Source organism: Aminobacter sp. AP02 (assembly GCF_003148805.1).
In the GTDB taxonomy this organism is placed as follows: domain Bacteria; phylum Pseudomonadota; class Alphaproteobacteria; order Rhizobiales; family Rhizobiaceae; genus Aminobacter.
The window spans coordinates 252,172-273,460 of record NZ_QGGX01000002.1 but is presented as its reverse complement, the minus strand read 5'-3'; the positions used below and the strand labels follow the sequence as shown (position 1 = coordinate 273,460).

Genomic DNA, 21,289 nt, shown 5'->3' with positions numbered 1-21,289 from the left:
CTTCAGTCGTCGTCGGGCATGAGTCCGCTCGACCTCATGCCCTCGATCATCGTCGCGCCCTCGACGCGTACGACCGTCAGCGCCCGGGAGCCGGTGCGGTCGCGCACGAGATCGGCAAGCTCGCGCGAGTGCGTTACTACCCAGACCTGCGTGCGTTCGGTTGCCCGCGCAATCATGTCGGCAAGGGCAGGCAACATGCGTGGATGCAGGCTCGCCTCCGGTTCGTTGAGTGCGATCAATCGTGGCAGGCGATAGGACATCAGCGCTCCCGCCAGCGCCAGGAACCGGATCTGCCCATCGGACAGTTCCTGCGGTCGAAACACACGCTGCGGAAACTCGGGCAGCACAAGCCCGAACGTTGCGATTTCGCCCGGGACTGGAACGTCGAGTTGAGCCCCGCCCAGCGCGTCACCGATGCAGCGGTCAAGGTCGACAGTGTCCTCGCGGATATGCCTCAGCGTTGCAAAGACCGCTGCCAGGTTGGCGCCATCCTCATCGAGTATCGGCGCCGTGGTTGCCAGGGCCGGCCGGCGCACCAACGACTCCGCGTCCGTTCTGAAGCCGTGATAGAAGCGCCAGCCCGCAACGGCGGCGCGCATGTCGCCAACCTCGGGATAGCGCCCCGCCCCACCAAGCAGCGCTAAGGCCGTCTCGGAATTCAGAATGCGTTCGGGGTGCTCCACCCGCCGGCCGTCGCCGTCGCGGGCGAACACGGCCTGCCCCTTGCGTGCCATCATCTCGACCGGGCGTCTGCCGGCCTCGACGGTCAGGCTCTCTTCCTTGACGTGAGGCTCGAAGGCAAAGCCGGCGGAAAGTGGCGGCGGCAGGCCGATCTCGACCTTGTAGGCGTAGAGTGCCGCCGTCTCGTCATCGATGAATTTGGCGTCTATGACGACGCGAACCGGCTGCCCCGCCCGCCGCTGGCCCGACCATAGGGCCGAGCTCATGCCGCCCTCGCCGGCAATCTCGCGGGCGAGGGTTCCTTCGGCAGACGCCTTGATGAGCTGCAGGGCGCGATAGAGGTTGGATTTGCCGACACCGTTCTCGCCAACGAAAACGGCGATCTGGCCGATGTCGAGCCGGATCGACCTGAGCGATCGGTAGCCGGCGGCCGAGAACGAGGTCAGCCGCATCGACCGATCCAAACCATCTTGTTCAGCCCTTGGACATGTCCTGGGCGATGGCGAGCTTGAGCAGTTCGGCCAGTTCGCGCGCCGCGCGGTTTTGCGCATCCCGCTCCGCACGCACGTTGGCGAACTCCTGGCGCGGTCGATCGTAGGACGCCGTAACGCTGCGCTGGCCGCGAGCGACACTCTTGCCGGTCTTGATGTCGGTGATGACATAGGTGCCCGTCAGCGTCATCGTGCCCGCCGTCGGCTCGTCGTCCTTGGTTGTCACCTGCTCCAGCAGCGCGGCCTCGTTGATTGCCCCGACTGCGAGATCCATCGTGTAGGGCGCCGTGGCCTGCTGGCCTGCCCCGCCATTGAACATGAAGATCAGATGGTTGCGAACTTCCTGTCCGTAACGGGTATTGATCGGCTTGATGTTGATCGAGGCCAACTGCGTGGCGGTGCCCGTCTGGGCGCCGGCCGACACCGGTCCGTCCGAATAAAGCGGACGCACAGTGCAGGCCGAAGCCAGTGCAAGGGAAGCCAGCAGGACCATTCGTGCAGCAACACGCAACGAACCGGGAGATTTCCGCGCCTCAGGCAACGACATTGACGATCCTCTGGGGCACAACGATGACCTTGCGCGGAGACTTACCATCCAGCGCCTTCTGCACTGCTTCCAGAGCCAGCGCCGCTTTTTCGACGGTCACTTGATCTGCGTCGCGGGCAATTGTCAAATCCGCGCGTTTCTTGCCATTGATCTGCACCGGATAGACGATCTCGTTGTCGACGACGAGCGCGGGGTCGAATGTCGGCCACGCCCGATCGGACACGAGGTCCTTGCCACCAAGCGTCGCCCAGCACTCTTCGGCGAGGTGCGGCATGAAGGGTGCCAGCAGGTGAACAAGGATTTCGGTCGCCTGACGTGCGGCTGCCTTGAGCGCGTCATCGCCCTTGCCTTCGCCGATTTCACCCAGCGGTCCGGCGACGTTGTTGACCAGCTCATAGATGCGCGCGATGCCACGGTTGAAGGCGAGCTTCTCGATGTCCTCGCCCACCGCTTTCAGCGCCTTGTGCGCGGCCTTCGACACCGCACCGGCCGCACCATCGGCCGAGGCAGCCGGAGCCACGCCGGCAAGCGTTTCGCCGGCGATCGAAACCTGTCGCCAGACGCGCTGGACGAAGCGATGCGCACCGGCAGCACCGTCGTCGGTCCACTCGACGTCACGCTCAGGCGGAGAGTCCGAGAGCATGAACCAGCGTGCCGTATCCGCGCCGTAGCCGTCGGTTATGTCTTCCGGGCTGACGACGTTCTTTTTCGATTTCGACATCTTTTCCAGCGCGCCGATTTCGACCGGCTCGCCGGTTTCGATCAGCTTGGCGCTGCGTTTGCCGTCGCTCTCATCGAACGTCACTTCGCTCGGGCCGACCCAGCGCCCGTTCTGGCCGCTGCCGGCACGGTAGGTTTCGTGCACCACCATGCCCTGCGTGAACAGGCCCTTGAACGGTTCGGCAATGCCGACATGGCCTGTATCGCGCATGGCGCGGGTGAAGAAGCGCGAATAGAGCAGATGCAGGATCGCGTGTTCGATGCCGCCGATATACTGGTCGACGGGCAGCCACTCGTTCGCAGCCTTCGGATCGGTCGGCTCGTTTTCCCAAGGTGCGGTGAAGCGGGCGAAGTACCACGACGAATCGACGAACGTATCCATCGTATCGGTTTCGCGACGCCCGTCCTTGCCGCAGTTCGGGCATTTCACATGGCGCCAGGTGGGGTGACGGTCGAGCGGATTGCCCGGCTTGTCGAAATCGATATCGTCCGGCAGCTTGACCGGCAGATCGGCCTTCGGCACCGGCACGACACCGCATTCCTGGCAATGGATCATCGGGATGGGGCAGCCCCAGTAGCGCTGGCGCGAAATGCCCCAGTCGCGCAGGCGGAACTGCACCTTGCGTTCACCCATCGGGCGATTGCCTGTCGAGATCTGCTCCAGCCGGCTGGCGACGTCGTTGAAGGCTTCCTTCGGTTTCATGCCGTCGAGGAAGCGCGAATTGATCATCACGCCGTCGTCGGTATAGGCCTCTTCGGTGACCTGGAAGGTCTTGGCGTCGCCGCCTTCCGGCATAACCACCGGAACCACCGGCAGGCCGTACTTGTTGGCGAAGTCGAGGTCGCGCTGATCGCCAGAGGGGCAGCCGAAGATCGCGCCGGTGCCGTAGTCCATCAGGACGAAATTGGCGACATAGACCGGGAGCGTCCAGCTCGGATCGAAGGGATGCACGACCCGGATGCCGGTATCCATGCCCTTCTTCTCGGCCGTTTCAAGTGCCGCGACCGACGTACCCATGCGGCGCACGTCTTCCATGAAGGCGGCGAGTTCCGGCCGGTTTTCGGCGGCCTTTTTGGCCAGCGGATGATCGGCCGAAATCGCCATGAACGATGCCCCGAAGATCGTGTCGGGCCGCGTGGTGTAGACTTCGAGCTCTGTTTCGCCGGCGGGTGCGGTGTCGGCGGACAGAGGCCAACGGATCAGCAGGCCTTCCGAACGGCCGATCCAGTTTTGCTGCATGATACGGACTTTTTCCGGCCATTCGTTCAAACCATCGAGCGAATCGAGCAGGTCCTGCGCGCAGTCGGTGATCTTGAAGAACCACTGCGTCAGTTCGCGCTGTTCGACCAGTGCGCCGGAACGCCAGCCGCGCCCGTCGATCACCTGCTCATTGGCAAGCACGGTCATGTCCTCCGGGTCCCAGTTGACCTTGGAAGATTTGCGCGTGACCAGCCCCTTGGCGGCCATGTCGAGGAACAGCATCTGCTGGCGGTGATAGTAGTCGACGTCGCAGGTCGCGAATTCACGCGACCAGTCGATCGACAGGCCCATCACCTTGAGCTGCGCCCGCATGGTGGCGATGTTCTGATAGGTCCAGTCCTTGGGGTGGACCTTGTTTTGCATCGCGGCGTTTTCCGCCGGCATGCCGAACGCGTCCCAGCCCATCGGGTGAAGGACGTTGAAGCCCTTGGCACGCTTGTAGCGCGCGACTACGTCGCCCATCGTATAGTTGCGAGTGTGGCCGATATGGATGCGCCCCGAGGGATAGGGGAACATCTCGAGCACATAATATTTCGGCCGCGGATCGTCGTTCTTCGTTTCGAAGAGCTTTGCGTCATCCCAGGCCTTCTGCCATTTGGGTTCGGACGCGCGCGGATTGTATCGTTCGGTTGCCATAGGATGTTTTTCACTTAAAAGCGTGCATGGACCAGGGCGAAAACCCGCGGTTCAGGAAATCGTTACGGGTGTTCACCATGGATTCCCGGACCCGTCAACTCCGGTAGGCCGGGGGTGGTCAAAAAGCAGCAGGGCCAAAGTATGGAAAGTTCGGTCGAACAGCTCGCGCTGGTGAAGCATAAGATAGGTGCGACCGAGCGCGAGGCCAACCGACCCGCAGGCGTCGTCACGCTCGTCGCCGTGTCCAAGATCTTCGATGCCGAGCATATCCGGCCGGTCATCGAGGCCGGCCAGCGTGTCTTCGGCGAAAACCGCGTCCAGGAAGCGCAAGGCAAGTGGCCCGCGCTGAAGGCAGAATTCCCCGAAATCGAGCTTCACCTCATCGGTCCGCTTCAGTCCAACAAGGCCAGGGAGGCGGTGGCGCTGTTCGACGTCATCGAGACGGTCGACCGCGAAAAGATCGCCGTCGAACTCAGCAAGGAAACTCAACGCCAAGGCCGCGCACCAAAACTCTATGTCCAGGTCAATACCGGTTCGGAACCGCAAAAGGCGGGAATCGAGCCGCGTGACGCGGTGGATTTCGTCAAGCGCTGCCGCGAGGTCCATGGCCTAGCCATCGAAGGCCTGATGTGCATCCCGCCGGCCGACGAAAATCCCGGTCCGCATTTTGCGCTGCTTGAGAAACTGGCCCGTGAGGCGAATGTCGAAAAGCTGTCGATGGGCATGTCGAGCGACTACGAAACAGCCATCGCCTTTGGCGCCACCAGCGTCCGCGTCGGCTCCGCGATCTTCGGCACGCGCTAACGCGCGGACCCCGAGCATAGTTAAAAAAAAGGCCGGGATTTTCATCCCGGCCTTCTTGATTGGACGCTTTGGAGATTACTCAGCGGCGACGATCTTGCCGCCGTCCCACTTGAACAGCGAGAAGCTCGGCGAGGTCAGGTCGCCATTTTCGCCATAAGTCAGGTTGCCGATGGCGGTGGCGATCGGCTCGCCCGACTTCAGCGCTGCGGTGACGGCCGCAGTGTCATCGGCCTTGCCAGCCTTTTCGATGCCAGCCTTGAGCACTTCGACTGCGGCATAGGCGTTGAGCGTGAAGGCTTCCGGCGGAACACCCTTGTCCTTCAGAACCTTGACGGCATCCGCCGAGGACGGGTTCTTCAGCGCGTCGGAGGCGTTGGTGAACAGCGTGCCCGCACCGGCGTCATTGGCGATCGCCCAGAACTCGGTGTTGGAAAGGCCTTCGCCGCCGATGATGAGTGCCTTGACGCCGCCGTCGTGGAGTTGGCGCGCCAGAAGACCGCCCTCTGGGTGATAGCCGCCGAAGTAGATGACGTCGACATTGTCGGACTTGATGCGGGTGACGAGCGCGGACAGGTCCTTCTCGCCTGGTGTCAGCGAGTTGTACTGCACTTCCTGCAGGCCGCCTGCATTGATGGCTGCCTTGAAGGCATCAGCCAGGCCTTTGCCATAGGTGCCCTTGTCGTGGATGACGGCAACGCGCTTGTCCTTCATGTTCTTGAGAACATAGGCGGCGGCGACCTCGGCCTGCTGGTCGTCACGGCCGCAGGTCCTGAGCACGTTGGTCAGGCCGCGCGACGTCAGGTCCGGGGCGGTCGCCGTCGGCGTCACCATCAGGATGCCGTTTTCGGCAAAGACGTCCGAAGCCGGGATCGCGACACCCGACGTAACAGGACCAACGACATACTTCACGCCTTCGCCAACCAGCAGGTTGGCGGCCGAAACGCCCTGCTTGGGATCGCCGGCGTCGTCAGCGAGCTTCAGCACGACCTTTTCGCCAAGGATGCCGCCCTTTTCGTTGATGGCATCGACGGCCGCCTGGGCACCGTTCTTGACCTGGTCGCCATAGGCTGCGACCGGGCCGGTCAGCGGTGCGACAAGCCCGATGGTGATGTCGGCGCGCGCCGCCGAAGCAAACGCAAGCGACGCTGCAAGCGTGACGCCCGCAAAGGTTTTCATGTTCATGGTACTCTCCCTCTAACTCGCCAAGCCGTGAAGGGCTGGCGGAAAGTTCTAGTGGCGGAATACCCGTCCTCGCCCCGCGCTGCAATCGGCCCAGCCTGGTTGGAGGCCGCAATTGGTTGTGCCAGCGGCCTCGCCATGCGTAGCTTGCCGTCAATAGTAGCGTTTCACGCGTGGATGCAGCCGCAGGGGTGGCGGCCGATAGGACGGCACGTAGCTGTCGAAGCGCTCCTCGATATCGGGGCACAGCATGTCGATGTCCCGGGTCTCGCCCCGCACGATGCGTTCGCCGGGCAGCCAGAAAACTCCAAACCCCGTTCGCTCGTCATGGGCCTCGCCCAACACCTTGTCCTTGAGGTCGATGGTCATGGGCAGGTCGAGATTGGCCAGCTTGCGCAGCCTGTCCAGCATCCAGCCAAGACTGAGCGCGGCGAGATTGTCGTCGTCCTCGTATCCGCCGCCGATGTCGGAATGCACGCCTGGAAACCAGCATTGCTCTACCACCTGCCCCGCCGCCCGCCCGCGGGCATCGACATCTACCCATGGCACAGGCGCAAATGTCTTGCGGTTCTCGTCGATCGAAAGCGCGTGCAGCCCGACGGGTATTCGTATCGACAATTCGTTGTCGTGGAACTCCTGCTTGTATGGATTAACCATGTTCATGATACCAGGCAAGCCGAGCGCCCGCACCGTGTCGAACACGCCGATCACAGTGGGCATCACTGGCGCGGCGACATATTTGATGGTGAAATAGGCGCCCGCCTTTTGCCGCTCAGCCTTTTCCTTGATCTTGTAGGCTGCAACCGCCTCTGCGGCGATGGCGCGGCGCCTCTTGGCGCCGGCACCCTCCTTGTCCTTGGAAATGGGGGCGCCCTTGTCCACCTGGGCGATGCCGCAGGTAGCCAGCACGCCGCCAAGGCAACGCACGGTGTAGGCCCCTCGGCTGAAGCCGAAGAAGCCGACCTTCATGCCCGGCTCCCACGCAATGATCAGCGCTTCATAGCAATCGACGATGTTCGCGGTGATGCCCCAGCCGGTGGCCTTGCTCCAGAGATTACGTAGCGTGCGTAACCAATCCCAACTGCCCTCTTCCGGCGCTCCCAGCCCGGCGTCGTAGAAGGCCTTGAACCCCGCCTTGCCATCGACGGCCGAGTACATCTGAAACACATTGGTGTTCTTGACCCGCTGGCCCTCGACTTCTTCAACCTGATCGGCTCGGACACCGCGTTGACCGGTTCCATCGGAAAAGATCAGAACCCAAGCATCCCCTGCTCCAGGCATGTCAATTCTCTCTGAGAAGAGCCCATCTTATGAGAATACACTATCATGAGCTCCCGATGACGCACCCAAGATTGCGCGTCATCGATCGCACCAGGGAACATCGGGGCCAGCCTAGTGCAGCACGAACTCACCGTCGACCTTGCGCCATTCGTTGGGGGCGATCAGCTTACGATGGGTGTAGTGCACCGAATGCAGCGGGCCGTCGAGCTTGGCACGCCAGAACTCGATGAAGCCGAACAGGATCGGGAATTTGGGCGCCAGGTCGTAGTCCTGCCAGATGAATGTCTGCAGCACATGGGGGTGGTCGGGGAGATGGTAGAGTATCTCGGCTGTGGTCAGGCCGTAGCCCTTGAGCATCAGTTCCAGTTCAGAAGCGTCGCGCATCGCAAGCCTTCCGTGTCGAACAGTTCTCCACGGCATGAGTCTGCGCCGAGCCGGTTAACTGTCTACTAAAAACAACGAAATCCTGGTGCGATAGTTCCAAGATATCAGCACTTTAGCAGCCGGCAGCGAGTATTGCTAATCGCCGGATACCGGCGTCGATTTGCCGCTACGGAATGACGCGAGGCAAATCCAATGTCTAATATTGTGGCGCGCCGCGAATTGATAATAATGCGCCCCAACGTGCGGCCCTGAGGTCGCCGTCCGCCGGCCTTCAGTCGCCGCCGGATCGTATTCGGGAGGAAGGGAAAGAAATGTCCGAAGTCCGTGTCCACCGCGTCCAGCCGGCGTGGAAGAAGAATGCGCTCATCGACAACGACACCTACTTGAAATGGTATGGCGAGAGCGTCACGAACCCCGACAAGTTCTGGAGCAAGCACGGCAAGCGCATCGATTGGTTCAAGCCCTACACCAAGGTCAAGAACACCTCCTTCGACGGCAAGGTTTCGATCAAGTGGTTCGAGGACGGCCTGACCAACGTCTCCTACAACTGCATCGACCGCCACCTGAAGAAGCGCGGCAACCAGACCGCCATCATCTGGGAAGGCGACAACCCCTACGACGACAAGAAGATCACCTACAACGAGCTCTACGAGCACGTCTGCCGGCTCGCCAATGTGATGAAGAAGCACGGCGTCAAGAAGGGTGACCGCGTCACCATCTATATGCCGATGATCCCGGAAGCTGCCTACGCGATGCTCGCCTGCACGCGCATCGGCGCCATCCATTCGATCGTCTTCGGCGGCTTCTCGCCCGACGCGCTGGCTGGCCGCATCGTCGACTGCGAGTCGACCTTCGTGATCACCGCAGATGAAGGTCTGCGCGGCGGCAAGGCCATTCCGCTCAAGGAAAACACCGACAAGGCGATCGACATCGCCGCCAGGCATCACGTCATGGTCAAGGACGTGCTGGTGGTGCGCCGCACCGGCGGCAAAGTCGGTTGGGCGCCGGGCCGCGACCACTGGTACCACGACGAGGTCCGTTCGGTGAAAGCCGAATGCAAGCCCGAGAAGATGAAGGCCGAGGATCCGTTGTTCATCCTCTACACCTCGGGTTCGACCGGCAAGCCCAAGGGCGTGCTGCACACCACGGGCGGCTATCTCGTCTACGCCTCGATGACCCATCAGTATGTCTTCGACTACCATGACGGCGACATCTACTGGTGCACCGCCGATGTCGGCTGGGTCACCGGCCACAGCTATATCGTCTATGGCCCGCTCGCCAATGGCGCCACCACGCTGATGTTCGAAGGCGTGCCGAACTACCCGTCCGCGTCGCGCTTCTGGGACGTCGTCGACAAGCACAAGGTCAATATCTTCTACACCGCCCCCACCGCCATCCGCGCCCTGATGGGTGCCGGCGACGACCACGTGACCAAGACCTCGCGCAAGAGCCTGCGCGTTCTGGGTTCGGTCGGCGAGCCGATCAATCCGGAAGCCTGGGAGTGGTACTTCAACGTCGTCGGCGAAAAGAAGGTGCCGATCGTCGACACCTGGTGGCAGACCGAGACCGGCGGCATCCTGATCACGCCGCTGCCGGGCGCCACCGATCTCAAGCCCGGCTCGGCGACGCGCCCCTTCTTCGGCGTCAAGCCGGAACTGGTCGACAACGAGGGCAACCCGCTTGAGGGCGCGGCCGACGGCAACCTCTGCATCACCGACTCCTGGCCGGGCCAGATGCGCACCGTCTATGGCGACCATGAGCGCTTCATCCAGACCTACTTCGCCACCTACAAGGGCAAGTATTTCACCGGCGACGGCTGCCGCCGCGATGCCGACGGCTACTACTGGATCACCGGGCGTGTCGACGACGTCATCAACGTCTCGGGCCACCGCATGGGTACCGCCGAGGTCGAGTCGGCACTTGTCAGCCACGACAAGGTCTCCGAGGCAGCCGTCGTTGGCTATCCGCACGACATCAAGGGCCAGGGCATCTACAGCTACGTGACGCTGATGTCGGGCATCGAGGCCACCGAGGACCTGCGCAAGGAACTCGTCGCCCATGTCCGCAAGGAGATCGGCGCCATCGCCTCGCCCGACAAGATCCAGTTCGCGCCGGGCCTGCCCAAGACGCGTTCGGGCAAGATCATGCGCCGCATCCTGCGCAAGATCGCCGAGGACGATTTCGGCGCACTCGGCGACACCTCGACGCTGGCCGATCCGGCCGTCGTCGACGACCTCGTCGCCAACAGGCAGAACAAGCGGGGCTGATCCAGCCCGTCCCCTCGCATCACAAGGTGCGAGGGGATCGCCTTCCGCGTCAGCAGCCGATCTGCTGACGCAATTCGTCGATCAGTTGTTTCGACGGACAAACATTTTCGCACGGAATGCCGTCATTGTCGGCGTCGGCACGCCGATAGCCGCTGCACCTGAGCTCCACCGCCTCGGCACAAGAGCTCACCTGCTTGCAGTTCGTGCCTGGGCCATCACAATCGGCGAGCCCTCATTTCCCCCGAACTCCACGCGAGATGCCGCCAGCGCCCTCACCAACTACAATAAATCCAAGATCGATCCGATCCGCATGCACGTCTGAAGCAACACTGCCCCCCAAAGCCCGACGCACGATAACCTTGCGATCCAGACAATCAAATCCCCTGCGCAGTCGGCACCCAAGGGCGAGACGCCGCGTCCGGGCCACAAACGATCCGGCAAGCGCCGGGCTTGGTCCATGCGTTAGCTTGCACTAGCTATTGACAACTGCCTCCTAAGGAAAAATATTTTCGTATCGGAAAAATCTTTCAGATACGAATTAGGACGCTTCATGGCCCGGGAAATCGAATGGACGCGAATGACCGCGCCCGAACTGCGCGAAATCGCGGCGCGTGGAAACGCCATCGCCATCCTGCCGGTTGGCTCGCTGGAACAGCACGGTCCCCATTTGCCCGTCATCACCGACACCGCGAGTGCCGAGGCCGCAGCACGGCGCGCGGCGCGCCTGGTCGACGAGCAAGTGCCGCTCGCCGTGCTTCCTGGGCTATGGCTTGGCATGAGCGAGCATCATTTGCCGTTCGGCGGCACGATCAGCCTCGACTACACCGCCTATTTCCACGTCCTGAAGTCGATCGTCCGCTCGCTCAAGGCAATCGGTTTTGCGCGCTTGCTCATCGTCAATGGCCACGGCGGCAACATCGATCCGCTGGCCATGTCGACGCGCGAACTGACTGTCGAATTCAACATGCCGATCGTCTACACGACACCATGGTTCCTGGCGCCCGAGGAAACATCTGCACTGTTTGAATCGGACGATGGCCCCAAGCATGCGTGCGAAGGCGAAGCTTCGGTGATGCTGGCAATCTCGCCCGACACCGTCAAGACAGACAAGTTCGAAGAGGCGTTCACCGCCGAGGCCGGAAAACACGAGGCGCCGCATGGCGCGCATCGCTTCTACTCGTTTTCCGAACGGGCGCCCAACACCGGCACATGGGGCGTCCCGGCAAAGGGGACTGCGGAAAAGGGCGAACGTTTCCTCGACCTGCAGGCCAGGGAACTTGCGAAACTGATCATCGACCCAGTCCTCTGGACCCAGCCCGATCCGGTCTGGAGGCCAGGCCGCGGTCTCGACACACGCGATGGGCGCACGGCCTGAACGGCACCCAATCAAACACTGATCTGGTGTCAGAAAACCATAGGGAGAACCTGATGAAGTCCTTGAAGCGCGGCTCGGTTCGGGCCGCAATGTACTTTTCCGCTGCCGCGGCGGCGACCATACTGCTCGGCGGCCAGGCGTCAGCCAAGACCCTCGTCTATTGCTCGGAGGCCGCACCCGAGGGATTTGACCCAGCCCTCTACTCGACCAACAGCACCTGGGATGCGTCCTCGAAACCGATTTATGGGCGGCTGGTTGAATTCGAAAACGGGACGACAAACCTTGTTCCCGGCCTCGCCGAGAGCTGGACCGTTTCCGACGACATGCTGACCTATACGTTCAAGCTTCGCCCCGGCGTGAAATTCCAGACCACCGACTATTTCACCCCGACGCGCGACATGAACGCCGACGACGTAGTGTTTTCCTTCGACCGTCAGCGCCTCACCGACAATCCCTGGCACGCATATGTCACCGGCGCGAACTACGAAATGTATGCCGGCATGGACATGCAGTCGTCGGTAAAGGACATCACCAAGGTCGACGACCTCACCGTCAAGCTCGTCTTGAGCCAGCCGAACGCCTCGATCCTCTCCAACCTTGCGATGGATCTGGGTTCCATCGTCTCCAAGGAATATGCCGACAAGCTCGCGGCGGCGGGAACTCCGGAAAAGCTGAATTCGGAGCCGGTCGGCACCGGGCCGTTCCAGTTCGTAGGCTACCAGCAGGACGCTGTAGTGCGCTTCAAGGCCAACCCGACATTTTGGGGAACCAAGCCTAAACTGGACGAACTCGTCTTCGCCATCACTGCCGACCAGACCACGCGGATGCAACGTCTGAAGGCTGGCGAATGCCAGATCGCGGCCTACCCAGCGCCGGCGGAGGTTCCTGGCCTCAAGGCCGACCCCAACCTTGTAGTCATGGAAAAGCCGGGCCTCAACGTCGCCTATCTCGCCTACAACACGCTGACCCCGCCTTTCGACAAGATCGAAGTGCGCAAGGCGCTCAACATGGCCATCGAGAAGAAGGCCATCCTGCAGGCGGTGTTCCAGGATCTTGGCGAAGTCGCCAAGAACCCGATCCCGCCGGCGATGTGGGGATACAACAACGCGGTCGTCGATGACCCTTACGATCCGGAAACCGCCCGGAAGATGCTCGACGACGCAGGTGTCAAGGACCTCAAGATGAAGGTCTGGGCGATGCCGGTCAGCCGGCCCTATATGCCCAATGCGCGCCGGGTGGCCGAACTGATCCAGTCCGATTTCCAAAAGGTCGGCGTCAGCGTCGAAGTCGTGTCTTATGAATGGGCCGAATATCTGAAGCGTGCCCGCGACAAGGAACGTGACGGCGCAATCATCCTGGGCGGCACCAGCGACAATGGCGACCCAGACAACCTGCTGTCTTATTTCTTCTCCTGCGCCGGCGTTGGCGGCGCGAACATGGCCAACTGGTGCCACCAGCCGTTCGAGGACCTGCTCCAGAAGGCGCGCACGACGGTTGACCAGGGAGAACGTGCAAAGCTCTACGAGCAGGCCCAGCTCATCTTCAAGGAACAGGCACCTTGGGCGACGCTCGATCACTCGACCGTTTCCTTGCCGATGTCGAAGAAGGTCAGCGGCTATGTGATGGACCCGCTGGGATCGCACCGCTTCGAGGCAGTAGATCTAGCCGAGTAATAGACGGCACAGCCCAACCCTCGCGGCGAAAGGCGCGAGGGAGCCCCCCAAGCCGGTCTTCTGGCGCAGTTCGGTCAGCGGTAAAGATCCGCCCGCGTCGGCGGCAAGCCGCTTGGCCCACGCGCCCGTTTGGTGACAACGGTCTGGAAAATCTGCGTCGAACCGCGCTCGAAAGTCACCGAGCAGCCAGTCAGATACAGCAGCCAAAGCCGTGCCCTGGCCTCGCCGACCTCGGCGATCGCCTCGTCAAAGCGCGCGTGCAGGCGCTCGGCCCACAGACGGCACGTTTGCGCATAATGCTCCCTGAGGTTCTCGGCATCGTAGACGAGGAAACCATGGGCCTCGAGATTGCCGAGTGTCATGCCGATCGTGTCGAGTTCGCCGCCGGGAAAGATGTATTTGACCAGCGCCTTGAATTCCGCCCCCTTGTGCAGGGTCTTTTTCACGCTGCCTTTGCTGCGCTTGGTGATGGCGTGATGCAGGTAGATGCCGCCTGGCTCGAGCAGGCGATGGACGGCCGAAAAATAGGCATCGTGATTGGCAAGGCCCAGATGCTCGAACATGCCGATCGACGAGATCTTGTCGAACGATCCCGAGAGTTCCGTGTAGGATTTGATCTCGATCGTGATGCGATCTTCCAGCCCTTCGGCGCGGATGCGTTCGCGCGCCAGTTCGGTCTGCGCTTCCGATAGTGAGACGCCGTGTCCCACGACACCGTAATGTTTGGCGGCATGGATGAGCATCGCCCCCCAGCCGCAGCCAATGTCGAGCAATCTCTCGCCCGGCTTCAGCCGAAGCTTGCGGCAGATATGGTCGAGCTTGTCGGCCTGCGCCTGGTCGATGCTGTTGGCGAAATCCGTGAAATAGCCGCAACTGTAGACCATGCGCTCGTCGAGGAAGAGCCGGTAGAAGGCGTTCGAAATGTCGTAGTGGTGCTGGATCGCTTCCTTGCTTGAGCCGCTGACGAAGGGATTGCGTCCTGCAAGACCGGCCTGCGCGGCCATCTGTTTTCGCGAAAACAACACGGCTGGCAGGTCGCGAAGGATTGCGAGCTTCGGCAGCGACTTGAGCTTCGTCTTCAGCTTGCCTGATGGCAGCGCGTAGAAATCGAACAGCGATCCCTCTTCCACGTCGATCGTCTTGGCAATCCACATCTCGATCAGCGTCGACAGCGAGGGACGGCGCAGCACCTGCCAGACGATATCCTGATCGTTGATGGCGAGCACGGGGCCGGTAGCGGGACCGATCCGTTCTCCGGTCCACAACTTGACCGCAAATCCTGGGTTCAGGCTTTCGACAACGGTTCGAACGATCCGTGCGGCTTTGTCTGCTGCATCCATGTCCCGCCCCCAATGCGCCTAACGACAGCTTGGTCCGAAACCTGATGTTGGCCCATTTGGCCGGCGGTTCGCAACCCGCTTGTCGAAATGGCCTTGACTTAGAGTGCACTCGAACTTCTAGCCTTGCGAGCGTCGTAACGAGACTGGGTTGATTATGAAGATCGGCGAACTGGCAAAACGCTCGGGCCTCACCGCCTATACGATCCGCTACTACGAGCAGATCGGCCTGCTGCCATTGGCCGACAAGGATGCATCGGGTCAGCGCAACTATGACGCATCGATCCTCACCTGGATCGAATTTCTGGGCCGCCTCAAGTCGACCGGCATGCCGATCCGCGAGATGCTGCGCTACGCGGACCTTCGCCAGAAGGGTTCGGGCACGGACGCGGAGCGGCGCGCATTGCTGGTGGCCCACCGCGAAAAGGTGCGGGCGCATGTCGCCAACCTTCAAGCCAACCTTCTCGTTCTCGACGCCAAGATCGCTGGCTATGCCGACGCAGAAAAAAGGATCGAGATTGAAAATGGCCAACCAGAACGAAAGCCGCTTCGAGCGGGGCGCGCGCGCACTTTCTGAAATCGACGGCGAAGGCGGCCGCAAGGTCGTCGACTCGCTAGCCGACATCGCACCCGATTTTGCCCGCTACATCATCGAGTTCCCGTTCGGCGACATCTATTCGCGCCCCGGCCTTGACCTGAGGTCGCGCGAGATCGCAACGATTGCGGCCCTGACCGCGCTCGGAAACGCTGCCCCGCAGCTCAAGGTGCATATCCAGGCGGGGCTGAATGTTGGCCTCAGCCAAGACGAAATCACCGAGGTTATCATGCAGATGGCCGTCTATGCCGGTTTTCCGGCAGCGCTCGACGGCCTCTTCGCGGCCAAGGACGTGTTCCAGCAAAAGCACACTGTGGCGGCATAAATAAGTGGCTGGCGCATAGTGCGATGGTCGCACTTGTCAAAACGCTGGAAAGACCCCACCTTGCTATCTGTGTTCAACGAACTGAAAGGAGGTGATCCGATGTCGAGTGATTTCGTTTTCCAGAACGTGGCCTCAGCGGATTGCCCTTTCGGGAAGCAGTCTTCCCGTTAAGGCGCGAGATGCGCGGCTGGTGACTCAATCAGCCTGAGCCGCGCCATGGACGGAAACACGGAGGCCGTTCCCTGCAAGGGGAGCGGCCTTTTCCTTTGCAAGAGGCCTTCGTCTGGCAACGGCGCTCGCTACCCGCACCAGCCAGCACGCTTGCCACCACCATAAGTGCGCACAAGACCATTCTCGAGCATTGTCGCCGCAATTGCTTCGCCGGCCTCTGTGCTGACGTCGGCCAGTACGCGGCCGTAATATTTGGCGCCACCAATGTTCGACAACGACACAGGACCCTCGGCCATCAGCCGGGCCAAGGCTGCGCGTGCCGCGTGTGCGGCGTCGCGCTCCGACTGGCATCGCGCCTTCATCTCAGGCGCGTCGATGCCGCGGATGCGGATGTTCACCCTCAATGTCTGGCCCGGCCAGATCTCGGCGTCGGCCAGGAAGGTGTCGCCGTCGAGCACCTCGACGACGCGGGCAGTCACAGGTCCGGCAAAATTGTCGCGCCGTTTGGCTTCGGCAGTGGTTGACAGGCCGAGGGTGAGGAAAACGACCGCCAACATCGCTGCAACCTTGAAGGAAATCGAATCCATTCAAGGTATTTATTCCTATATTAGGCAAGTTGCAATTGCTCATATTGAGCCTTGCTGGCCTAAAGCCTCGGCTCGCCGCTGACCGGGTCGATCTTCATTTCCACCCTGGCCTTGTCGAACGTGTAGTAGACCACGTCGTAATAGCCCTCGCTCTCCCATTCGATCTCGGAGATGTAGCGGAACTGGTCACGTTTCTCGATCTTGCCAATGATCTCGGAAAGCTTGAGCGATTTCTCCGGCGGCACCGGCGGCTCTTTGGTCTGGGCCTGTGCCGGCAGCCCACCCAGCACAGAAGCAAAAAACAGTCCCGCAATCACCGATTTCATCATGGTCGCTCCTTCTAGAACACCCAGGCAAACGATCAGCTCGAGATTTGGGTTCCAGCAGCCTGCTCAGGCCAGACAATCGCTGGACAGGCGCTTCAAAAATCGCTGGTCAGGCCTTTGATTTCCCAATCGCCGTAGCGTCCGGGCTCCTTGCCGCCACGCCCACCGATCTCTCGCGGGAGCTTTGCCTGCTCGGCGTCGGATGCCTCGCGCCGCGCCTGGGCTTCCGCCAATGCGCGCCTGGCGGCCGGCGAAAGTTCCTTTGGTGCGGGTGTCTCCAGCTCCGTCTGCTGCTTGGCGTCGTTCATGGGATTCCTCGGAAATGATTGAAACGGAACCTTGTCTCTCCCATCATATAGCGAAGCGTGACGCGAGGATCGACCCTGGCGCACGGAAAAGGACGGAGTAGACGATGAACATGATGCGGACGGCGATGCTTCTGGCGACCATGACGGCGCTGTTCATGGGCGTCGGCTACCTGATCGGCGGAACAGGCGGCATGACCATCGCCTTCCTTATGGCGGCGGGCATGAACCTGTTCAGCTACTGGAACTCCGACAAGATGGTTCTGCGCATGAACCATGCCATCGAGGTCGACGAACGCAACGCGCCGGAATACTACGCCATCGTGCGCGGCCTCGCTGCCAATGCCGGCCTGCCGATGCCCAAGGTCTATCTGATCGACAGCCCCCAGCCCAATGCCTTTGCCACCGGCCGCAATCCGCAAAATGCCGCCGTCGCCGCCTCCACGGGACTGCTGCAGCGCCTGTCGCATGAAGAAGTTGCCGCCGTCATGGCGCACGAGCTCGCCCATATCGAAAACCGCGACACGCTGATCATGACTATCACCGCGACCCTTGCCGGCGCGATCTCGATGCTGGGCAACTTCGCATTTTTCTTCGGCGGCAATCGCGACAACAACAATCCGCTCGGCTTCATCGGCGTGCTGGTGGCGATGATCGTCGCGCCTTTCGCCGCCATGCTGGTGCAAATGGCGATCAGCCGCACGCGCGAATACTCGGCCGACCGTCGCGGCGCCGAAATCTGTGGCAATCCGCTCTGGCTCGCTTCCGCCCTTGACAAGATCGCCCGCAACGTCGAACGCATCCACAACCCCGAAGCCGAGCGCAATCCAGCGATGGCTCCCCTCTTCATCATCAATCCTCTTTCCGGCGAGCGCATGGACAATCTTTTCTCGACCCACCCCAATACCGAAAACCGCATCGCCGCCCTTCAGGCGATGGCGAATGAGGGTGTCGGTCGTCCTGCCCAGCGCACGGCACAGCAGCCGACCTCACAGCGCGCAGCACCTTCGGGCCAGCAGGGTCCTTGGGGCGGCCGTCCCGCCGACCAGAAGCAACCTGAGCAACCACGTCCGTCCGGCCCCTGGGGGCGTAACCCGTCCGGGCCGAAAGGCCCGAGGTCGTGAGCGGCGACCAGCGCGACCCCAAGCGAAACCGCGCGCGCACTAATAACGCCAAGGGCAGCCGCCCGTCCGCCGTTCCCGACGTCCCCGGCATCGCCGCGCGCATGGCCGCCGCGCGCCTGCTCGCCGCGACGATCGACGCCAAGACACCGCTCGATGGCCTCACCGATCACGAGCATGGCCATCCGCAATTCCGCGCGCTCGACATGCGCGATCGCGGTCTCGTCCGCGCCATCCTCGCCACGGCCCTGCGCCATCGCGTCACCATCGGCAAGCTGATCTCGCGCCGCCTGGAAAACCCGCTACCCGCCAATGCGACGGTGCTCACCCATATCCTGCATGTCGCAGCTGCGCAGATCCTGTTCCTCGACATTCCCGACAGTGCCGCCGTCGACCTCGCCGTGACCCACGCCAAGGCCGACCCGCGTACCGTGCGCTTTTCCGGCCTGGTCAATGGCGTGCTGCGCACCCTTGCACGCGCTAAGGCTGCCGAACTGCCGGAGATGCTGGCCACGACCAACGACGCTCCGGACTGGTTCGTCGAGCGCCTGACCGCCGCCTACGGTGCCGAGCAGGCAAAGCAGATCCTCGCCGCCCACCGCATCGAGGCACCTGTCGATTTCACGGCCAAATCCGACCTGTACAAGTGGGCTGAGCAACTGGGCGGCACCGTGCTGCCCACCGGTTCGATACGCATCGAGCGCTTGGCCGGGCCGGTCGCAGAATTGCCCGGCTTCACAGAGGGCGCCTGGTGGGTCCAGGACGCCGCCGCCGCTCTGCCTGCAAAGCTGTTCGGCGACGTATCCGGACAGCGTGTCGCCGACCTTTGCGCCGCTCCCGGCGGCAAGACAGCGCAGCTCGTGCTCACGGGAGCCAGGGTTACGGCCGTCGAAGCTTCGAAGAACCGCCTTGCCCGCCTCGCCGGCAATCTCGAGCGCCTGGGCCTCGAAGCCGACAAGGTCAATGCCGACATCCTCGCCTATGCGCCCGAAGAACTCTTCGACGCGGTCCTGCTCGACGCGCCGTGTTCGTCGACAGGCACCGTGCGCCGCCACCCCGACGTATTGTGGACCAAGTCTCCGGCCGACATTACCAAGCTCGCCGGTGTTCAGCGCAACCTGCTCGACGCGACGCTGAAGCTGGTAAAACCGGGCGGCAGAATAGTCTTTTCCAACTGCTCGCTCGATCCAGAAGAAGGCGAAGCGCTCGCCGCTAGTTTCCTCGCGGACCACAAGGGCAAGGTCGAACTGGATCCGATTCCTAGGGGCGAGGTCGCAGGTATCGACGATTTCATCACCGAAGCCGGTTTCCTGCGTACCACCCCGGCCGGATTTGATCTCGGTGACCCCGCCATGTCAGGTCTCGACGGCTTCTTTGCCGCGCGGTTCCGCCGTCTCGCCTGAGGCGAAGAACCGGTGTTTACGGAAAATTCACCCTCGCGCCCGCCTTTGAAACAACCTAATTTGACCACGACGTAGGTTGCGTCAGGAGGGATTTTGTCGATCGCGGCGGACAACACGACGCGCCTTTGGGCACTCGTCGCCAAGGAGTTTTGGCGCAAGACACGAAGGCGTCTGCGCGCCGGCCCGGCTTACCGCTGGCGCTACTCCGGGCGCACGCCCGAACGCGTCCTGATCGCCCCGCCCGATCTGCGCCTTGCCGACCCCCAGATCGCGCTCGAAATCTACTATGGCCGCTTTCCACTGTCGGGCCATCTGGTCGAGACGGGCGGCCAGTCGCCCTTCCTCGTGGAGGTACCCAACAGAGGCTGGCAGCGCAGCCTGCATGGATTTCGCTGGTTGCGCCACATGCGCGCCGCCGGCACCGAGCTTGCCGCGGCGAACGCCCGCGCGCTTGTCTCCGACTGGATCGCCATGCACGGCAACCGCATCTCCGGCACAGCCTGGGAACCGGCGACCACCGCGAAGCGCATTATCGCTTGGCTGCAACATTCCTCGGTCGTGCTGCAGGGCGCCGAATTCGCCTTCTACCGCGCTTTCCTGCGCTCGCTGGCGATGCAGATCCGCTATCTCAGGTCGATGGCGCGCGAGATGCCGGCCGGCAAGGACCGGCTCAGGGCGCGCATCGCACTCGCCTTTGCCGCCCTATCGCTGCCCGCGCCCGTTTCCGCGCTGCGCTCGGCCACCCGCAATCTCGCCGACGAACTCGACCGCCAGATCCTGCCCGACGGCGGCCATGTCTCACGCAATCCGATGGCTGTGCTCGAAATCCTCGCCGACCTGCTGCCACTGCGCCACACCTATGCCAACCAGGCCGAGCAGCCGCCCCTGGCGCTGATCAACGCGGTCGAGCGCATGCTGCCGGCGCTGCGCTTCTTCCGCCACCAGGACGGCAGCCTTGCCCGTTTCAACGGCATGGGCGCCACCATCCATGACCGCATCGCGGCTATCCTGCGCCACGACGACACCGCCGGCGCGCCGCCCTTGCACGCCACCCATTCGGGCTACGAGCGCCTTGCGATGGGCGGCACGACCGTCATTGCCGACACGGGCACCGCACCTCCCATCGAGGTGTCGAACTATGCCCACGCCGGGTGCCTGTCCTTCGAGATGTCGTCGGGCCGCCAGCACTACATCGTCAATGCCGGCGTCGACACCTATGGGCTGGCCGAACTCAAGCCATTGGCACGAGCCACTGCCGCGCACTCCACCGTCACCATCAACGACACCTCGTCGGCAAGTTTCGCCCATTCGCACCGTATCAGCGGCCTCCTTGGCAGCCCGCTTTTTGGCGGACCGAAATCGGTGCCGTCGCAACGGACCGACAAGCCTGGGATTCACGGCTTCACCGCTCGACATGACGGCTACGCGCAGCGCTTCGGTCTCCACCACGAACGCGAGCTCAGCCTGGCCGCCGGCGGCAACATCCTGTCGGGCTGCGACCGCATTCTTCGCGCCGGCAATACGCCGATCAAGAAAGGCCGCGACCTCGTCACGGTGCGCTTCCATGTCCATCCCGACGTCCAGCTGTTCCGCGACCAAAAGGAGCGGCTGGTGCTGACAGGTCCCGATATCGACACCTGGGTCTTCATCTCCCCCGACGTTCCTGCCGAGGTTGAAGAATCGATCTACTTCGCCGGTCTCGGCGGGCCGCGCCGCTCGCGCCAGATCGTGCTGAACTTCAAGGCCTCTGAAATCTCCGAGGTGCATTGGCAGTTCTCGCGCACCCGCATCATCGGCCGCCTCGAAAACTGAGTGAAAAG

At 62.4% G+C, this 21,289-nt stretch carries 20 protein-coding genes; 9 read left to right on the top strand and 11 right to left on the bottom strand.

The features are described from left to right. Window positions 1-2: 2 nt before the first annotated feature. Genes C8K44_RS03255 through leuS form a run of 3 tightly spaced genes read right to left on the bottom strand, consistent with a single transcriptional unit; the run spans window position 3 to window position 4,336 of the window. Window positions 3-1,133, bottom strand: coding sequence for an AAA family ATPase (locus tag C8K44_RS03255; protein ID WP_109574309.1), 1,131 nt, complete (start codon window positions 1,131-1,133; stop codon window positions 3-5). A gap of 22 nt (window positions 1,134-1,155) precedes the next feature. Then, complete coding sequence (gene lptE, locus C8K44_RS03250) at window positions 1,156-1,719, bottom strand: LPS assembly lipoprotein LptE (RefSeq protein ID WP_109574308.1); 564 nt, start codon at window positions 1,717-1,719, stop codon at window positions 1,156-1,158. Continuing rightward, window positions 1,706-4,336: a leucine--tRNA ligase gene (gene leuS, locus C8K44_RS03245; protein WP_109574307.1), complete on the bottom strand. Its 2,631-nt coding sequence runs from the start codon at window positions 4,334-4,336 to the stop codon at window positions 1,706-1,708. Before leuS ends, lptE begins: the two co-directional genes overlap by 14 nt. A 141-nt stretch (window positions 4,337-4,477) precedes the next feature. Between leuS and C8K44_RS03240 the strand changes: the two genes are divergently transcribed. Continuing rightward, window positions 4,478-5,140 (top strand): YggS family pyridoxal phosphate-dependent enzyme, encoded by a 663-nt coding sequence (locus tag C8K44_RS03240; protein ID WP_109574446.1) that lies wholly within the window; start codon window positions 4,478-4,480, stop codon window positions 5,138-5,140. 75 nt (window positions 5,141-5,215) lie between these two features. Here the strand turns inward: C8K44_RS03240 and C8K44_RS03235 are convergent, their stop codons facing one another. From C8K44_RS03235 to C8K44_RS03225, 3 genes are all read right to left on the bottom strand, one after another. Next, window positions 5,216-6,322: a branched-chain amino acid ABC transporter substrate-binding protein gene (locus tag C8K44_RS03235; RefSeq protein ID WP_109574306.1), complete on the bottom strand. Its 1,107-nt coding sequence runs from the start codon at window positions 6,320-6,322 to the stop codon at window positions 5,216-5,218. 150 nt (window positions 6,323-6,472) lie between these two features. After that, window positions 6,473-7,600: a DUF2235 domain-containing protein gene (locus C8K44_RS03230; protein ID WP_109574305.1), complete on the bottom strand. Its 1,128-nt coding sequence runs from the start codon at window positions 7,598-7,600 to the stop codon at window positions 6,473-6,475. Between the two features lie 111 nt (window positions 7,601-7,711). Next, window positions 7,712-7,984, bottom strand: coding sequence for an usg protein (locus tag C8K44_RS03225; protein ID WP_109574304.1), 273 nt, complete (start codon window positions 7,982-7,984; stop codon window positions 7,712-7,714). A gap of 311 nt (window positions 7,985-8,295) precedes the next feature. Here C8K44_RS03225 and acs point away from each other — a divergent pair, with 311 nt between their 5' ends. After that, window positions 8,296-10,251, top strand: a complete 1,956-nt coding sequence (acs, locus tag C8K44_RS03220) for an acetate--CoA ligase (protein WP_109574303.1) — start codon at window positions 8,296-8,298, stop codon at window positions 10,249-10,251. 49 nt (window positions 10,252-10,300) lie between these two features. On the opposite strand, the gene C8K44_RS03215 is transcribed toward acs, so the two are convergent. Next, window positions 10,301-10,420: a hypothetical protein gene (locus C8K44_RS03215; RefSeq protein ID WP_245417354.1), complete on the bottom strand. Its 120-nt coding sequence runs from the start codon at window positions 10,418-10,420 to the stop codon at window positions 10,301-10,303. Window positions 10,421-10,801: 381 nt separating this feature from the next. Between C8K44_RS03215 and C8K44_RS03210 the strand changes: the two genes are divergently transcribed. Then, entirely contained in the window at window positions 10,802-11,626 is an 825-nt protein-coding gene (locus tag C8K44_RS03210) for a creatininase family protein (RefSeq protein WP_199226996.1), read from the top strand. Window positions 11,627-11,715: 89 nt separating this feature from the next. Continuing rightward, the gene (locus C8K44_RS03205; protein ID WP_109574301.1) at window positions 11,716-13,299 is read left to right on the top strand and encodes an ABC transporter substrate-binding protein; all 1,584 of its coding nucleotides are present in this window, start codon (window positions 11,716-11,718) and stop codon (window positions 13,297-13,299) included. A gap of 74 nt (window positions 13,300-13,373) precedes the next feature. Here C8K44_RS03205 and C8K44_RS03200 read toward each other — a convergent pair whose 3' ends face one another. Beyond that, window positions 13,374-14,639, bottom strand: coding sequence for a cyclopropane-fatty-acyl-phospholipid synthase family protein (locus C8K44_RS03200; protein WP_109574300.1), 1,266 nt, complete (start codon window positions 14,637-14,639; stop codon window positions 13,374-13,376). A 154-nt stretch (window positions 14,640-14,793) separates the two neighbouring features. On the opposite strand from C8K44_RS03200, the gene C8K44_RS03195 reads away from it, so the two are divergent. Then, the gene (locus C8K44_RS03195; RefSeq protein WP_109574299.1) at window positions 14,794-15,213 is read left to right on the top strand and encodes a MerR family transcriptional regulator; all 420 of its coding nucleotides are present in this window, start codon (window positions 14,794-14,796) and stop codon (window positions 15,211-15,213) included. Further along, a complete protein-coding gene (locus tag C8K44_RS03190) occupies window positions 15,161-15,556 on the top strand; it encodes a carboxymuconolactone decarboxylase family protein (RefSeq protein ID WP_109574298.1) in 396 nt (131 codons plus the stop codon). The genes C8K44_RS03195 and C8K44_RS03190 overlap by 53 nt, the downstream gene beginning before the upstream one ends. Window positions 15,557-15,855: 299 nt before the next feature. Here C8K44_RS03190 and C8K44_RS03185 read toward each other — a convergent pair whose 3' ends face one another. The 3 genes from C8K44_RS03185 to C8K44_RS03175 form a co-directional block, all read right to left on the bottom strand. Further along, window positions 15,856-16,314 carry a thermonuclease family protein gene (locus C8K44_RS03185; protein WP_245417342.1) on the bottom strand — a complete coding sequence of 153 codons (459 nt, stop codon included), beginning with the start codon at window positions 16,312-16,314 and terminating at the stop codon, window positions 15,856-15,858. A 59-nt stretch (window positions 16,315-16,373) separates the two neighbouring features. Continuing rightward, entirely contained in the window at window positions 16,374-16,643 is a 270-nt protein-coding gene (locus C8K44_RS03180; protein ID WP_109574297.1) for a PepSY domain-containing protein, read from the bottom strand. 92 nt (window positions 16,644-16,735) lie between these two features. Beyond that, on the bottom strand, window positions 16,736-16,948 hold the full coding sequence (locus C8K44_RS03175; RefSeq protein ID WP_109574296.1) for a DUF1674 domain-containing protein: 213 nt from the start codon (window positions 16,946-16,948) through the stop codon (window positions 16,736-16,738). 104 nt (window positions 16,949-17,052) lie between these two features. Between C8K44_RS03175 and htpX the strand changes: the two genes are divergently transcribed. The 3 genes from htpX to C8K44_RS03160 all read left to right on the top strand — a co-directional run bounded on the left by htpX (window position 17,053) and on the right by C8K44_RS03160 (window position 21,281). After that, on the top strand, window positions 17,053-18,069 hold the full coding sequence (htpX, locus tag C8K44_RS03170) for a zinc metalloprotease HtpX (protein WP_109574295.1): 1,017 nt from the start codon (window positions 17,053-17,055) through the stop codon (window positions 18,067-18,069). Then, a complete protein-coding gene (locus tag C8K44_RS03165; RefSeq protein WP_245417341.1) occupies window positions 18,066-19,469 on the top strand; it encodes an RsmB/NOP family class I SAM-dependent RNA methyltransferase in 1,404 nt (467 codons plus the stop codon). The genes htpX and C8K44_RS03165 overlap by 4 nt, the downstream gene beginning before the upstream one ends. 93 nt (window positions 19,470-19,562) lie before the next feature. Further along, on the top strand, window positions 19,563-21,281 hold the full coding sequence (locus C8K44_RS03160; RefSeq protein WP_109574294.1) for a heparinase II/III family protein: 1,719 nt from the start codon (window positions 19,563-19,565) through the stop codon (window positions 21,279-21,281). Window positions 21,282-21,289 lie beyond the last annotated feature (8 nt).